The sequence below is a fragment of the Sphingorhabdus rigui genome (genome assembly GCF_014196595.1).
Taxonomy (GTDB): domain Bacteria; phylum Pseudomonadota; class Alphaproteobacteria; order Sphingomonadales; family Sphingomonadaceae; genus Sphingorhabdus_B; species Sphingorhabdus_B rigui.
Genome location: NZ_JACIEA010000002.1, coordinates 270,002 through 284,953 on the forward strand (window position 1 = coordinate 270,002; position 14,952 = coordinate 284,953).

Consider the following 14,952-nt stretch of genomic DNA (forward strand, 5'->3'; position numbering starts at 1 on the left):
CAAGTAGCCGTTGTCAGAAGTCAAAAGTCAATTTTGCAGTGATCCGGCGGGGCAGAATGGGGCGTGCATTGAAATACGCTCCTGTGCCACCAGTCTGGATAGCACCTGCGCGCGGGTTGCCTTCGGCTAAGCCTTGCGAGTTGAGGAGGTTCCAAACGCCGACGCTGAACCGCAGCTTGTTTTCTGCGCCCAGGCTATCAAATGTGTAGCCAGCTTCCGCTCTCCAGATGCTGTAAGCAAACAGTGGCACATTGTTGCTGGCATCCTGGAACGTCTTGCTTTGATGGTTCCAGAAAACAGAGGCATCAAATCCATTTGTGCTTACCTGTGCACCAACGTTGGCGAGCATCTTGGGCAAGCGGTCAGGACGCTTGCCGTTAATGGAGGTCGGGCTGTCACCCATGAACTTCGCGTCTTGATAGGTAAAGTTACCCGACACGGTCAGGTAATCAGTTGGCTGGTAGTTGCCGTCCAATTCAATACCAAAGGTGTCGGATTCCGTCAGCAGCAACGACGGCGTTAGATTTGCACCCACGAACGATACCGAAGTCCGCTTGCGCAAACCGGTGTAGAAGGCGGCGGCATAACCGCGGAATGCACCGCTACGGACCTTAACCCCTGCTTCAACCTGATTGACGGGCTCAGGCTCAAAGAAGACGATGTCGCGGTTTGCGGAGTTCAGCTGACCATTTGTTCCCTGTGCTTGTGGGAAGAAGTAACCCGCTGACGCATTGGCATAGAGGTTCACATTGTCGGTGAGCTTATACAGGCCGCCAACTGCAAACGCCCAAGCGGTCGTGGATGCCTTACCACTCCGGAACGTGCCCGTGCCAAAGGTCATGGTATTGATCGGCGCACCGGCCACTGCATTGGTGGCCAGTGTTCCTGCACGGCTGGCCGTCACTTCGATCCGGTTTTCGATCGTTGCGCGTTCAACACGTGCACCGAAGTCCAAGGTCCAGCGGTCGGCTTCAATCTGGTCGGCAAGATAAATTGCGCGCTTGAATGCGCTACGCGTTTCTTGCGTGTAGGCAGAAGGTGCCTGAATGATGCCGTTGACCGTATATTGTTGACCATTGATCGCCAGATTGACCAGCGTTGGGTTATTGTTGAACTGTCCGAGATATTGAACGGTCCGCTGATTATTGTCCGCTTCCGCCCGCGACATGAAGCCGCCTAAGGTCACGGTGTGATTGAGCGACCCTGTGTCAAAGCTCTTGATCAAATTGACTTCCATCGTCGCATCGCTTGTTGGGCGCTGACGATCATTGAAGGCATTGGCATATAAGATGTAATTTGACGGCAGAACTGCACCTGTTTCCACATCGGTGAAGACGGCTTGGCTAAGGGTCGCGGTCGGCGCTACGCGCGCCAAAAACTGTGCTTGGGTCTCAGGCGCAGCTGGGCCGATGCCATTGCTGAAGAAGTTGGAGGCCGATTGATAATCGGACCATTTCAGCTTGGAGTTGATTTTCCAGCCATCGCCAAATTCCTTATCAAAGACGGCATAAATCGATCCGCCCTCGGTCTGGAAACCATCTCCCGCGCGGAATTCTGTCGCACCTTCGGGGGTGTTTACCCGAATGCCGTCAACAGCGCTGGAGTTGGTTGTGAATACCGTTTTGCCATCATTGCCGTTCACCCGCTTGCGTGTGGTGCCGTCCAGCGGCACGGGCAGATAGAAATTGGCGCGGTCGTTGATATAGCTGCCATAAAGGGCGAACGATCCCGATCCATCGGCGAATTCATGCTTAATGTTCCCGCGCAAGGCGAAGCCTTCGGTCGGAATGCCTGTATCAATTGGGCCTTCATCATAGCGGTAGAAGCCTGATACCGCCATATATGTGTTTTCGCTCAACGGGCCCTGATAGGCGAAGTCGCCTCTGTAGCGATTGTCTTCGGCGACTTCGAGTTGGAACGTTCCGTGCGGCGTGTCCGTCCCAGTCTTGGAAATATAGTTGATGATGCCGGCTGTCGAGCTGACTCCAAAGAGGTTCGAAACGCCACCTTTTACAAATTCAAGCCGTTCAATGCCCAGATCATTACGGGCAAAGAAGTCGAATGCTGATGAATTGAGGCCGAATGCGCTGAGCACCGTCACGCCGTCATAATTGATCGGGGTAAATTCGAACTGGCCACCTGAAGGCAGGCCACGGACGCGGAAGTTGGTCGCAACTTCACCGCCGCCGCCTTCGGTCTTCAGGCCAGGCAGTTGTTGCAAGAGATCGGCCTGACTGCCTGATCCTGTAAAAGTGCGGAGATCTGCTTCATCTACAAGCGCGATCGACAGAGGCGTGTTCTGGGCGCTGCGGCTGGCATTGGTACCCGTGACAACGATTTCGTCATCTTTGGACTGTGCATCATCTTCAGCCGCAACAGCCGACTGCGCGTAGGCAATGGACGGCGTTAACGCCAACAAAGATACGCTGAACATAGATACCCGAAGGGCGGAACGTGCTCTCATGAAACCTCTCCTCTGATTTGGGATTCGCTTTGATCCCAATTTCGAATCGTTCTGTAATCGTTTCCAATGTTAATACAACCCATAATAGGTATTATTCAGAGTTGTATGTTGCGCCCGCGACAAAATCTTGTCATTCTGCGGCCATGGCCAGCACGAAAATTCGACCAAATCCCTTTCATCTCCCTTCCGAAAGCGAATCCCGCATCTTGGGCTATGTTTTGCGGCAACATGGCGCGACCCAGCCGGAAATAGTGAAGGCAAGTGGCCTATCGCAGCAAACTGTCTCGCGCTTGGTAAATGACTTGGTCTTGCGCGGCGCGCTTCGGCTTGGCGATCGACGTTCAAATGGACGACGCGGACAGCCGCGGATGGAAATAGAAGTCGCGCCGGATCATGCATATTCACTGGGTGTGGCGCTGATGACAGACGCTATGTCGGTTTTGCTGATGGATTTTTCCGGCAACGTCGTTGCGTATGATTATTTGGAAATGCCGGTGATGAACCGGAAGGCCGTTTTTGAACGCCTGGGCGATGTAACAAGCCGCTTTCTCGCAACGCATGCTATTTCCAAAGACAGCGTGGCTGGCGTCGGCATTGGTATTTCTGGCTATTGCTTGGATGGCAAGTCACGGTACAATCCGCCGCGTGCGCTCGATGACTGGGCGATGGTGCAAATTGATAGCTTGTTCAGTCAAGCGCTCGGCATGCCGGCATGGGTTGAAAATGACGGTAACGCCGCCGCCATTGGCGAGAGCTTTCTTGGTGCCGGACGGGTGTTTCAAAATTTTGTTTATGTCTTCATTGCCGCGGGTATTGGCGGCGGGGTCATAACCAATCATAAATTGTCGCGGGGTGTGAACGGCAATGGCGGCGAGATCGGACTGGTTCTGCCCCGCAATATGTTTCAAGAACCCAATTTAGAAACGCTCTTACAATCCGTGCGTCGACATGGGGTCGAAGTCGGCGGCATTTCCGCGATGCTTTCCGAATTCAATGTCGACTGGCCCGGCGTGGATGAATGGATCGAGCGCGCCCGTGACCCGCTTTCGCTCATCGCCTCGTCTATCGCCGCTTTATTGGATCCCGAAGCGATCGTTCTTGGTGGCCGCTTGCCAAATGCTTTGGCGCAGAAGATCATTCCGGCCATCGAATTATATGATGACGCAAGGCGGTCAGAACCGCGCCCGCTTCCCAAAATTATGATTTCAGAAACGCAGGTTGACGCTTGCGCTATTGGCGCAGCGATGATGCCGCTTGAACAGCAATTCTTTTCCACGATGTTATGAGGGCCACAATGTCTCTTACGCAGGACCAGCGGGATTTTTATTCTACACATGGCTATATTCATGTCGAAGGCATGTTCAGCATTGAAGAATGTGCGATGTTACGTGGCGAAATCCATGCCCTTGCACAAAGGTTGGGAAACCCCGACGCGACTTGGGCCAGCGTCCGCAGCGCGGGGACAAAGATAACCCATTGCCATGATGTCCAATTCGAAATTGCAGCGATTACGCGGCTGCTAACGGACCCACGCTTCACCGGCGTTGCACAGGCGATTATGGGGCCAAATGTGCAGCTCCATCACACCAAAATGTTTATCAAGCCGCCGGAAAATGGCTCCCCATTTCCCATGCATCAGGATTATTATTATTTCCCGCATGCCGGCACGTCGATGACGGCAGCGATCATACACTTTGATGATGCTCCAATCGAGAAAGGGTGCCTACGCGTCGTGCCCGGATCGCACCATCTGGGACCATTAGAACCGGTTGGCGAAGACCGGCATTTGCCCGGCTACGCGATTGAGGATGCGACGCCGATCCAAGCAAAGGCCGGTGATGTCATTTTCTTCAACTATATGCTGATCCACGGTTCGGGACTGAATGTATCCGATGAATCCCGCACAACTTTACTCGTTCAAATGCGCGACCCAGAAGACAAACCAATTGTGGACCGGCATTTATCCAGAGGACAAGGCATGATGCTTGCTGGCGTCAACCCTATGCAGCCGACTGAATGAGGTCGTAAATATAGCTCCCCGCCAATAACAATATCCGGACTGTTCGTTACCTGTAGCGTCATCGGTTCGCTGCGTGAGTGGGCGATTTACGGCCGCGGCACGCCATGTTCCGGCCAGCCCATCCGCTTCTTTTCGGCAGCCACCATTGCGGCGACGTCCGCGAGTAGCCGCTTGGCATCATAGACGATACCGTCCTTCACCGTATAGCTGACGCCGCCGACGCGCTCCAGCTTTTGGGTTTGCTCGTTCAACCGTAGCGTCCCCGTTCCGTAAAGCGTCTTAAAGTTCTGAAGCGGGTTTTCTTTAACGATGACGAGGTCGGCAAGCTTGCCTACCCGGACCATCCCGATTGGAGGATCGGTGATCCCTTTAGGCTCGTAAAGCGTCTGCGCGCCATTCATTGTTGCCGCGCGGATCACTTGGTGCGGGTTGAAGCCTGCTTCCTGCAGCATCTCCAACTCTTCAGGAAAGCCGAAGCCATAGGTTTTAAAGATGAAGCCACTGTCCGTGCCGGTCGTCACCCGGCCGCCGATATTTTTATAATCATTCACCAGCCGCATGTAGCGCGCGTAGAAATTGCGCCATTGTATCTCTTGCTTGGTTGTCCAATCGAAGAAGTAAGAGCCGTGATTCTCGCGCGACGATTGGAAGAAGTCCCAAAGCTGCGGCATTGTGTATTCATTGTGCCAGTCAGCGTTGCGTGCCCGCATCAGGTCGCGCGAGGCCGCGTAAATGGTCATAGTGGGATCAAAGGTGACCCCCTGGTCCTTTTGCGCCTTAAGATAGTCTGCCCATTCCTTGGAACCTGGCTCGTAGATGTCGTCCCAAATGTCTGCGACTTCGGCGAAGCGATATTGTTCGTCATTGAAACTGTAATCGGTGGAATAATCCTGAATCGCACCATTTTTCAGGAGCGATTCCATATGGCCGTAAAAGTGGGTCACCGTTCCGAGCCCAGCCTCACCCGCCTGCCGGGCATTCATCATCGCGACCCCGGTTTGCGTAAGATGCGCTGTGGTGCCAAGCCCCAGCTTCTTTGCCTCGTCGATCGCAGCTTTGAATATCTCGGGTCCCTCGGTCGGGCCGATCCCGAACTTTATGCCGTCGATATTGTTCTTCGCGGCCCAGCGGACCCACTCGCGCGCCTGCTGCGGCGTTCTCACTGGCCCCTTATCCCAGCCTTGGCCGACCCGCTGATAATCAAAAATACGAGGGGCAACAATTTCGTTGCGTGCGGAGCGCGCTTTCTCGACCGTTGACACGCTCCAGGGCGCCAGATTTACACCCCGCACCGACGTCACCCCGTGGGCCAGCCACAGCTTATAGGAATAGCCAAGGTCGGGCGCTTTGTCAGCCGAACTGCCGTGGACATGGGTGTCAATAAAGCCAGGCAGTACCCACATGCCGGCAGCGTCAATTTCATGGTCGAAGTCACGGGGCTCACGCCCTTGCTTCATCGGCAGCCCGGGCGTGCCTGCGTCTAATATCTCCGCGATCCGATTGTTCTCGACAACGATGTCGACCGGTCCGCGCGGCGGCGCGCCGGTGCCGTCAATCAGCATCGCGCCGCGGATGACCATTTTGCGGAACGGCCCTGCACCTTCGCCGGCCGCCCGTGCGGGTGCCGGGTTCGCGCCCGCCCGTGGTTTTACCGCTTCGACCTTCTGCTGGACTGGATCTTGGGCAAATGCCGGGGAAACCGTGCACATAGCGGCCGAAATCAAGCCGGCAGCCAACCGTAATTTAGAAAAAGCACGCATCATCTTATCCCCCCGCCAACAAGCCTAGATTGGCCCTGTGCATGGCGCAGCATAGCGGCGTCTCCGACAGCCGAAAAGGGACTTTAATGGGTCGAAGGTAGACACCGGCCCTTGGCCCACTAACGCTCCACTCATCCGCATGATGCGGCACGGTATAAACATGCGCGGCCTAATGGCGTTGTAGCAAAGTCGTAGGAGCGCGGTTATACCTCTCCCATATGGTGTTGGCCAAAGGGAGAGATATGCGCATGAATGAACGGCTTCGCGCCGCGTTTAAGGAACCGTTGGTTCATTTCCTGCTGGCGGGCCTCGCGCTCTTTCTGTTTTTTGCGTGGCGCGGCGATGCTGTTGATCCGGGAAGCCGGACGATTACCATTACCGAAGAACAGGTGGGGCGACTGGCGGCAAGCTGGACGCAGAGTTGGCAGCGCCCGCCGTCGCAGTCCGAACTAGACGCCCTAATCCGGGATTTCGTGAAGGAAGAAATTTATTACCGTGAGGGGCTCCGGCTCGGTCTGGAACAAGATGATCCCATCATCCGCCGCCGCATAAGATCAAAAATGGAATTTCTTGCGACTTCAGAACTTGAGAACGAAGTACCTAGTGATACGACGTTGCAGGCGCTGCTAGACAAAAGTCCGCAAACTTATGCCCAGGACGCACGATACAGCTTTGACCAGATTTATCTGGGCACGCAGGATGAAGCCGCCGCGCGCAGCCGTGCCAAGCAAATATTGGAGAGTCTAAAAAACGGTGCAGACTGGCAAAATCTGGGGGATGCAATCTCGCTGCCGCGTAGCTCGGACAATGTCGACCGCACACAGATTGCTTCCGACTTCGGTGATGCGTTCGCCACTGCCTTGGCGGGCTTGAAGCCTGGTGCTTGGTCTGGCCCGGTCGCTTCGGGCTTCGGGCTGCATCTTGTCCGTATCCGTGCGGTCCAGACGAGCTCCAAGCCCAAGCTTGCCGATGTCCGGCAGAAGCTGGAAAATGACTGGCGCGCACAAACGGTAAAGGACCGGGAGGCCAAAGCCTATCAGACGCTGCTCGACGGTTATACAATTAAGATTGCCATTCCGTGATCCGCTGGGTTTGGTTTGCACTGGCAACGCTTTTCCTAATCGCGCAACCCGCGCGTGCCGATGAATTGCGCCCCGGCTATCTGGAATTCACACAAAAGACTGACGTAGACTGGACGCTCATCTGGAAGGCTCCAATGCGCGGCGGGGTGACCCCTGCAACGCAGCCCGTCCTGCCCGACGGCTGCACCGCCAAGGGCGACCCGCAGCGCGAATTGGGCGAGATGTCGGTAATCTCCACCTTTGCCGTTTCTTGTAAAGGTTCGGTGGCGGGGCATATGATTGGATTGTCTAACTTCTCCGCCGCGCAAACCGATGTCCTGGTGCGCGTTGCGCCGCTGGGTCGCCCGGTGCAAGCCTTGCGCCTAACCGCCGCCGAACCCGCCGCCGAAATCGCGGCAAAGCCCGACGCATGGCAGGTCGCGCACACCTATTTCGTGATTGGCGTGGAGCATATCCTTTTTGGCTATGACCATTTGCTATTCGTGGTCTCGCTCGTGCTGCTGCTGACTGGGTTTCGCACGATAGCGATGGCGGTGACCGCTTTCACCGTTGCCCACTCCATCACCCTCATCGGCACGACACTCGGCTTTTTAGGTCTGCCACAGCGTCCGGTAGAAGCGATTATCGCGCTCTCCATCGTGTTTCTCGCTGTGGAGATTGTAAAAAAGAAAGAGGGCGCGGCGCGGCTCTCGGAGCGTCTGCCGTGGGTGGTCGCGTTTCTGTTCGGCCTGCTGCACGGTTTTGGATTCGCAGGCGCACTCAAGGAAATCGGTTTACCTGAAAGCGATGTGCCGACAGCACTGCTCACCTTCAATCTGGGCGTCGAGGCTGGGCAATTGATGATTGTTACGGCAACGCTTGGATTGCTCTGGGCGGTGCGCCGGCTACAGCCCAATTGGACACGGCCTACGATCCGCGGCTCAAGCTACGTCATCGGTGCCATCGCGTCGATGTGGTTGCTGGAACGGCTACTGCTGTGATCGAAAGCCTGACTGGCATTTCGTTTAGCCAATCGCTTGCCATCCGGGCCATCATTTTCCTCGCCGGCGTTGCTGACGGGGGTGCAAGGACGCGCAATTTTTTATCAGAGTAAAGGTGAATGACGCCGTTGGATGGGCATGATTGAATAAGCGTTCAATGTTTGATATTCTCTCTTATGCAAGAGATTCGAATTGATCGTCGCCAACATATTATCGCCTCGGCTGTCTGTGTTTTGGCTGAATATGGAATAGTTGAATTTACGTTCAACAAAGTCGCGCACCATGCAGGTATCTCGGCAGCTTTGATCGTTCATTATTTTGCGAGCAAAGAAGCCCTTCTTGAGGCCGCTTTCCGCTCCGTAGTGCGTCAATTGAACAATCAGGCGACGGCGCGCCTCCGGCTCGCTGCGGGGCCCCGCGCGCGGATACAGGCGCTGGTTGACTCCCATCTTGGGCATAACGACTTTTCCGAAGAAACCGCCCGGGTTTGGCTGTCTTTCTGGGGACAGGCGCTGCATGTTCCGCAACTGGCCCGCGTGCAGCGGGCGCATCAACAGCGCATGTTGTCGAATTTGAAGTTTGATCTGCGGCAGCTGGTCGACGCGCGGGACGTATCCCCCATGGCGGACACCATCGCCGCGATGATCGACGGTGTTTGGTTACGCGCCGCGATGAATGGCGGCGTGGCGCTGCAGAACGGGTTGGCGCGTGAGCTGATCCTTGAATTCATCGCGCGGAACCTGAAGGACACCCTGCCCTCGCGTGCCGCCACAAGCTTCGACACGGTGAACCCGGCGACAGGGCAGTTGCTCGCGACAATCCGCATAGACGGACAGGCAGAGGTCGATAAGGCTGTGGCCCGCGCGGCTGAGGCGCAAAAGCTTTGGGCGAAAACACCGGGTGTCGAGCGCGGGCGCATCCTTCACCGCGCCGCCGCATTGCTTGTTGAACGTAATGACATGCTCGCGCGGCTTGAAGCGCAAGATACAGGAAAGCCCATTCAAGAAACAATTGCCGTAGACGTCTTATCCGGCGCGGACTGTATCGAATATTATGCTGGCCTTGCGCGCACCATCGCGGGTGAACATCACGACCTTGGCACGGGCGCGTTCGGCTATTCCCGGCGCGAGCCTTTAGGCGTGGTTGCGGGCATTGGTGCGTGGAACTATCCCATTCAGATTGCCTGCTGGAAATCTGCACCCGCGCTGGCTTGCGGTAACGCGATGATCTTCAAGCCGGCCGAGCTGACCCCCCTGACCGCGATTGAGCTAGAAAAGACCTATCGTGATGCGGGCCTTCCCGATGGGCTGTTTCAGGTCGTGCAAGGCAAGGGCGACACCGGCCGCTTGCTCAGCCTGCATCCCGGCATCGCGAAGGTGTCGCTGACGGGCGAAGTTGGCACGGGTAAAAAGGTGATGGTCGATGCGGCAGGCACGCTGAAATATGTCACCTTTGAACTGGGCGGAAAATCGGCGCTGATCGTGTTCGAAGATGCGGATTTGGATGAAGCTGTCTCGGGCGCGTTGCTCGCCAATTTCTATTCGGCGGGCGAGGTCTGCACCAACGGCACCCGCGTCTTTGTGCACAAAAATGTCCGTGATGCGTTTCTGGCAAAATTGAAGGCGCGCACAGAGGCGATGGTGATTGGCGATCCGCTTAATCCAGCCACCCAAATGGGCGCGCTGATTTCACCAGCGCATATGGAAAAGGTGCTGGGCTATATCGCGCTTGGCCAACAACAAGGTGCAAATCTGCTGACAGGCGGGAAGCGGGTTACGACCGGCGATTTGGCGAAGGGCGCCTTTGTTGAACCAACCATCTTCACCGGCTGCACCGATGATATGGCCATCGTCCGCGAAGAGATTTTCGGCCCCGTCATGGCGGTGCTTGATTTCGAGGATGAGGCAGAGGTTGTCGCGCGGGCGAACAACACCAGCTTCGGCCTCGCCGCAGGTATTTTCACCAACAATTTGACCCGCGCGCACCGCGTAATCGCGGCGCTGGAGGCGGGTACCTGCTGGATCAACACATACAATATCACGCCGATTGAAATGCCATTTGGCGGCAACAAACAATCCGGTCTGGGTCGCGAAAACGGCAAAGCGGCGATTGAACATTATACCCAGCTAAAGAGCGTCTATGTCGCGATGGAACCCATCGATGCCCCCTATTGAGGCCGCAGACTATATCATCGTCGGCGCGGGGTCGGCAGGGTGCGTGCTGGCGGACCGGCTGAGCGCCGATGGCAAACATAAGGTCGTGTTGCTTGAATTTGGCGGCAGTGACCGGTCAATCTTCATTCAGATGCCCGCCGCACTCGCTTACCCCATGAATACGAAGCGGTGGAACTGGGGCTATGAAAGCGAACCGGAACCGCATCTGAATGGACGCCGCCTGAACTGCCCGCGCGGCAAGGGTTTGGGGGGATCATCGTCGATCAACGGGCTTGTCTATGTTCGTGGTAACGCCCTCGATTTTGAACGCTGGAAAGAAGACGAAGGCGCAACCGGCTGGGGCTATGCCGATGTGCTGCCTTATTTCAAACGCGCCGAAGGCCGCGATGAAGGCGGCAACGAGTATAGGGGTGGGGATGGGCCGCTGTCGACCAGCTATGGCCCGCTCGACAATCCGTTGCATCAGGCCTGGCTCGATGCCGCGCAACAGGCGGGCTATAGCCTGACCGAAGACTATAATGGCTATGCCCAGGAAGGCTTTGGCCGGATGGACATGACGGTGCGGAACGGCACGCGCTGTTCGGCGGCCAAGGCCTATCTTTATGAAGCCCGCAAGCGGCCCAATTTACACGTTATCGAACATGCGCTGGCGACACGCATCCTGTTCGAAGGCACCCGCGCGGTCGGCATGGAATATGAACAAGCGGGCAAAATGCATCAGCTGCGCGCCGCACGCGAGGTCATCCTTTCGGGCGGGCCGATCAATTCGGTCCAGCTGCTTAAGCTTTCCGGCATCGGCCCTGCAGAAGAATTGCAACGCCACGGCATAACAGTGCGCGCAGACCGCCCCGGAGTTGGCGCAAATCTGCAGGATCATCTGGAATTCTATTTTCAAATGGCCTGCACCCAACCGATCACCCTTTACGGCAAAGCAAATCTTCTCGGCAAAGCCATGGTCGGCGCACAATGGCTATTCGGTCGGTCGGGAACAGGCGCGTCAAACCAGTTTGAAAGCTGCGGCTTCATCCGCAGCCGCGCCGGTATAAAATATCCGGATATCCAATATCATTTCTTTCCTATGGCGATCAATTATGACGGGTCGTCCCTTGCAACAGAGCATGGCTTTCAGGCGCATGTCGGCCCGATGCGTTCAAAAAGCCGGGGTACAGTGACACTCAAAAGCGCCGACCCGCACGACAAGCCCAAAATCTTGTTCAACTATATGAGCCATCCCGACGATTGGGTAGACATGCGGGCCTGCGTCCGGCTGACGCGGGAGATTTTCCAGCAAGCTGCTTTCGCCCCGTATCGCGGACGTGAAATTCAGCCCGGCGCGGACTGCGTTACGGACGATCAGATTGACGCCTTCATTGCCGAACATGTGGAAAGCGCGCTTCACCCCAGTTGCACCTGCAAGATGGGCAGCCCGCGTGACCCGATGGCGGTGGTGGACCCCGAATTGCGTGTCATCGGTGTCCAAGGACTGCGCGTCGTCGACAGCGGGGTGATGCCATCCATCACCACGGGCAACCTGAATGCGCCGACGATCATGATCGGTGAAAAGGGCGCCGATCATATCCTTGGCAAGCCCATGCTCGCACCGTCTAACGCGCCATTTTACGTCGCGCCAAATTGGGATGTTGCCCAAAGATGACACACACGATCCTCGAGCCCGCACGCCAGATTGATGTGATCCGGCAAACGGACGTCCTCGTCATTGGCTCCGGCCCCGGTGGCCTTGCTGCGGCGTTGGCATCTGCACGGGCGGGCGTCGAAACGACGTTGCTTGAACGTTATGGCTGCTTCGGCGGCAATATCACGCAGGTCGGGGTCGAGGGCTTCGCATGGTACCGGCACCCGGCGACGATCGACAGCGAAGGCATCGGGCGTGAATTTGAAGACCGCGCCAAAGCCATGGGCGCCGCAATGCCCGAGCCGCAATCGATCAGCCACAGCCTCGATGCCGAAGGGTTCAAATTTGTTGCAGATACACTCGTCGAGGAAGCAGGCGTCATCCCGATGCTGCACCGATTATGTGTCGCGCCCATCATGGATGGCAACACGATCCGCGGCGTAATTGTCGAAAGCAAGGCGGGCCGCGAAGCCATTCTTGCCAAGCGCGTGATTGACGCGACAGGGGACGCCGACATTGCCCACCGGGCCGGTGCGCCAACGCATATGCACCCCGTCGACGAAATGATGTCCGTTTCGGTGATGTTTTCGATGTGCGGGGTCAACAAGACGCGGTTTATTGACGCCGTAAAGGCCGACCCGCAAACCTATGGCGACTGGGCCGTGGGCGGTGAGTGGGAAGTGATCACCAGCGGCAAAGAGGATGACATGTTCTCGCCATTCTTGCGCAAGCCGTTTCAAAAAGCATTGGAAGCGGGCCTAATACCGGACAGCGTGAAAACCATGGCGGGCACATGGGGCACCGTTTCGGATCAGGGGGATCTCACTTATCTCAACATGTGCCATCTCTATCTCGACGGCACAGATCCCGATGCCCTAACCCACGGCGAAATGGCGGGGCGAAAACAGGCAATGCACGCCATTGCAGCGTTGCAGGCCTTTATGCCCGGCTGCGAAGATGCAAAGCTGCGCAACTTCGGTATGACGCTGGGCATTCGCGATACGCGCAAGATTGATGCGGTTTACAATATGACCGCAGACGATGTGATGGAACAAGGCCGCTTTGACGACAGCATCGGCATCTTTCCTGAATTCATCGACGGCTATGGCTATCTTATTTTGCCGACGACTGGCCGTTATTTCCATCTTCCCTATCGGTCGATGGTTCCAAAAAATGTGAAGCACCTGATTACCGCCGGTCGCGTCATTGGCGGTGACAAAGTCAGCCACGCCGCCGTCCGCAACATGATGTGTTGCGCGGTTGCCGGACAAGGTGCCGGCGTTGCTGCGGCGTTGGCGGTCAAGACGGACCGCGACTTTGACGAAATTGATATCAGCGCCGTGCAAAAGGAGCTGGTCCGCCAAGGCGCCCGCATTTCTTAAGCGGACAGATCAGGATCTAGCGCAGTTTGGAGGCGTTTACGGAGCAGCAAAATGAGCGTCCCACCCACCAAAGCGATGGCCGCGTCCATAGCCCAGAAAACCGATGGGGTCATTTGGTCAAAATAGCTGCCCACCCATCCAGCGAGCACATGTGCGACAAAGGGCGACAGAAACGCAACGCCCATCAGGAAAGAGCCCATCCCCGCAGGCGCCGCCCTGCTGACGATGGCCAGCGTCGTTGGCCAATAATACATCCAGGCGAGTCCCATAATGAGCCAACCCGCTATTGCCCACCCCGCGCCCACACTGTCTGGTTCACTCAGGCCTAAATTGCCATAAGCGAAAAGAAGTGCGCCAATGGCAATGATGCATGTTCCAATACCGACTTTCGTCACGCTGCTTGGTTCGCTGCCGCGCTTGGCCTGCCATGCCCAGAACGCAATCAACGCAGGTGCGGCAAGGACAGAACCCATCGAGTCCATCGATGCAAACCAACTCGATGGCACCTCGCCAAGAGACGTCGCCAAATTCACATATTGATCCACCCACAATATGCCGATGCTCCACACCATCGGATACGCAATTTCAGCAGGTATGGTGAGCGCAATGACAAGCAAGAGCACCGCCACCCGTTTGCGTTCACCAGCGGTCATGGCCGGGGCCTTTTCCCGTTTGCGCGCCACCGGACGGTCATCCGGCAGGTGCTTTTGGCCCAGAACATAGGCGACGAGGGCGATCAACATCAAAGCCGCCGCGACCGCAAAACCGGCATGCCAGCCATAAATGGCTGCAACCAACCCCGTCACGAACGGTCCGCTGGCCGCACCGATGCAAATGCCTGTCGAAAAAATGGTAAATCCGCGCGACCGCATGGATTCATCCGAGCGCGGGTAAAGCGCCCCGACCTGCGCGGAAATATTGCCCTTGAGAAATCCGGATCCAAGGATCAGCAGCAAGAGCGCAAATAGGAAGCTGGCATAAAAGGACATCGCCAGATGCCCTGCGCTCATCAGGATTACGCCGATCATCACCGTGCGCTTTGCACCCAATATGCGGTCGGCAACCCAACCCCCAACCATTGGCGTGAAATAGACCAAGCCGGCATACCAGCCATAAATGATCGCCGAAAAAGCGACGTCGCTCATCGGCCCACGAAATTCGAACATATTGCGAAGCGCGGCGAGCCCAATGACTTGCACCGCATTTTCAGGCTGCAGCAACTCTTTTACCATATAGAGCGTGAGCAACGCAGACATTCCATAAAAGGAAAAGCGTTCCCACATCTCTGTGAAAGATAAATAGTACAGGCCTTTGGGGTGACCAGACGGCTGGCCATGTGCGGTTTGTTCGATCTTACCCACGCTTACTCCCCCCCGAACATTCGGTGCGCCCCTAGTCGTGTCTCTATCTATGCCTGCTTATGTGAGAGGTGCAAGCGAATGATTGACGCTGCCCGC

The 14,952-nt window shown here is 56.5% G+C and carries 10 protein-coding genes; 7 read left to right on the top strand and 3 right to left on the bottom strand.

Going from position 1 to position 14,952, the window contains the following annotated elements:
- Positions 1 to 13: 13 nt before the first annotated feature.
- The gene (locus GGR91_RS08825) at positions 14 to 2,464 is read right to left on the bottom strand and encodes a TonB-dependent receptor (RefSeq protein WP_183941831.1); all 2,451 of its coding nucleotides are present in this window, start codon (positions 2,462 to 2,464) and stop codon (positions 14 to 16) included.
- Between the two features lie 143 nt (positions 2,465 to 2,607).
- Here GGR91_RS08825 and GGR91_RS08830 point away from each other — a divergent pair, with 143 nt between their 5' ends.
- The gene (locus GGR91_RS08830) at positions 2,608 to 3,750 is read left to right on the top strand and encodes an ROK family transcriptional regulator (protein WP_281370197.1); all 1,143 of its coding nucleotides are present in this window, start codon (positions 2,608 to 2,610) and stop codon (positions 3,748 to 3,750) included.
- A gap of 8 nt (positions 3,751 to 3,758) precedes the next feature.
- Positions 3,759 to 4,484, top strand: a complete 726-nt coding sequence (locus GGR91_RS08835; protein ID WP_183941833.1) for a phytanoyl-CoA dioxygenase family protein — start codon at positions 3,759 to 3,761, stop codon at positions 4,482 to 4,484.
- An 86-nt stretch (positions 4,485 to 4,570) separates the two neighbouring features.
- On the opposite strand, the gene GGR91_RS08840 is transcribed toward GGR91_RS08835, so the two are convergent.
- Positions 4,571 to 6,247, bottom strand: a complete 1,677-nt coding sequence (locus GGR91_RS08840) for an amidohydrolase family protein (RefSeq protein WP_407698405.1) — start codon at positions 6,245 to 6,247, stop codon at positions 4,571 to 4,573.
- 245 nt (positions 6,248 to 6,492) lie between these two features.
- Here GGR91_RS08840 and GGR91_RS08845 point away from each other — a divergent pair, with 245 nt between their 5' ends.
- The 5 genes from GGR91_RS08845 (at position 6,493) to GGR91_RS08865 (ending at position 13,495) form a co-directional block, all read left to right on the top strand.
- Positions 6,493 to 7,326: a peptidyl-prolyl cis-trans isomerase gene (locus GGR91_RS08845; RefSeq protein WP_183941834.1), complete on the top strand. Its 834-nt coding sequence runs from the start codon at positions 6,493 to 6,495 to the stop codon at positions 7,324 to 7,326.
- Positions 7,323 to 8,306, top strand: coding sequence for a HupE/UreJ family protein (locus GGR91_RS08850; protein ID WP_183941835.1), 984 nt, complete (start codon positions 7,323 to 7,325; stop codon positions 8,304 to 8,306). Before GGR91_RS08845 ends, GGR91_RS08850 begins: the two co-directional genes overlap by 4 nt.
- 176 nt (positions 8,307 to 8,482) lie before the next feature.
- A complete protein-coding gene (gene betB, locus GGR91_RS08855) occupies positions 8,483 to 10,480 on the top strand; it encodes a betaine-aldehyde dehydrogenase (protein WP_183941836.1) in 1,998 nt (665 codons plus the stop codon).
- The gene (betA, locus tag GGR91_RS08860; RefSeq protein ID WP_246337128.1) at positions 10,446 to 12,134 is read left to right on the top strand and encodes a choline dehydrogenase; all 1,689 of its coding nucleotides are present in this window, start codon (positions 10,446 to 10,448) and stop codon (positions 12,132 to 12,134) included. The genes betB and betA overlap by 35 nt, the downstream gene beginning before the upstream one ends.
- Positions 12,131 to 13,495: an FAD-dependent oxidoreductase gene (locus GGR91_RS08865; protein ID WP_183941837.1), complete on the top strand. Its 1,365-nt coding sequence runs from the start codon at positions 12,131 to 12,133 to the stop codon at positions 13,493 to 13,495. The genes betA and GGR91_RS08865 overlap by 4 nt, the downstream gene beginning before the upstream one ends.
- Here the strand turns inward: GGR91_RS08865 and GGR91_RS08870 are convergent.
- On the bottom strand, positions 13,492 to 14,856 hold the full coding sequence (locus tag GGR91_RS08870) for a peptide MFS transporter (RefSeq protein WP_183941838.1): 1,365 nt from the start codon (positions 14,854 to 14,856) through the stop codon (positions 13,492 to 13,494). The genes GGR91_RS08865 and GGR91_RS08870 overlap by 4 nt on opposite strands.
- Positions 14,857 to 14,952 lie beyond the last annotated feature (96 nt).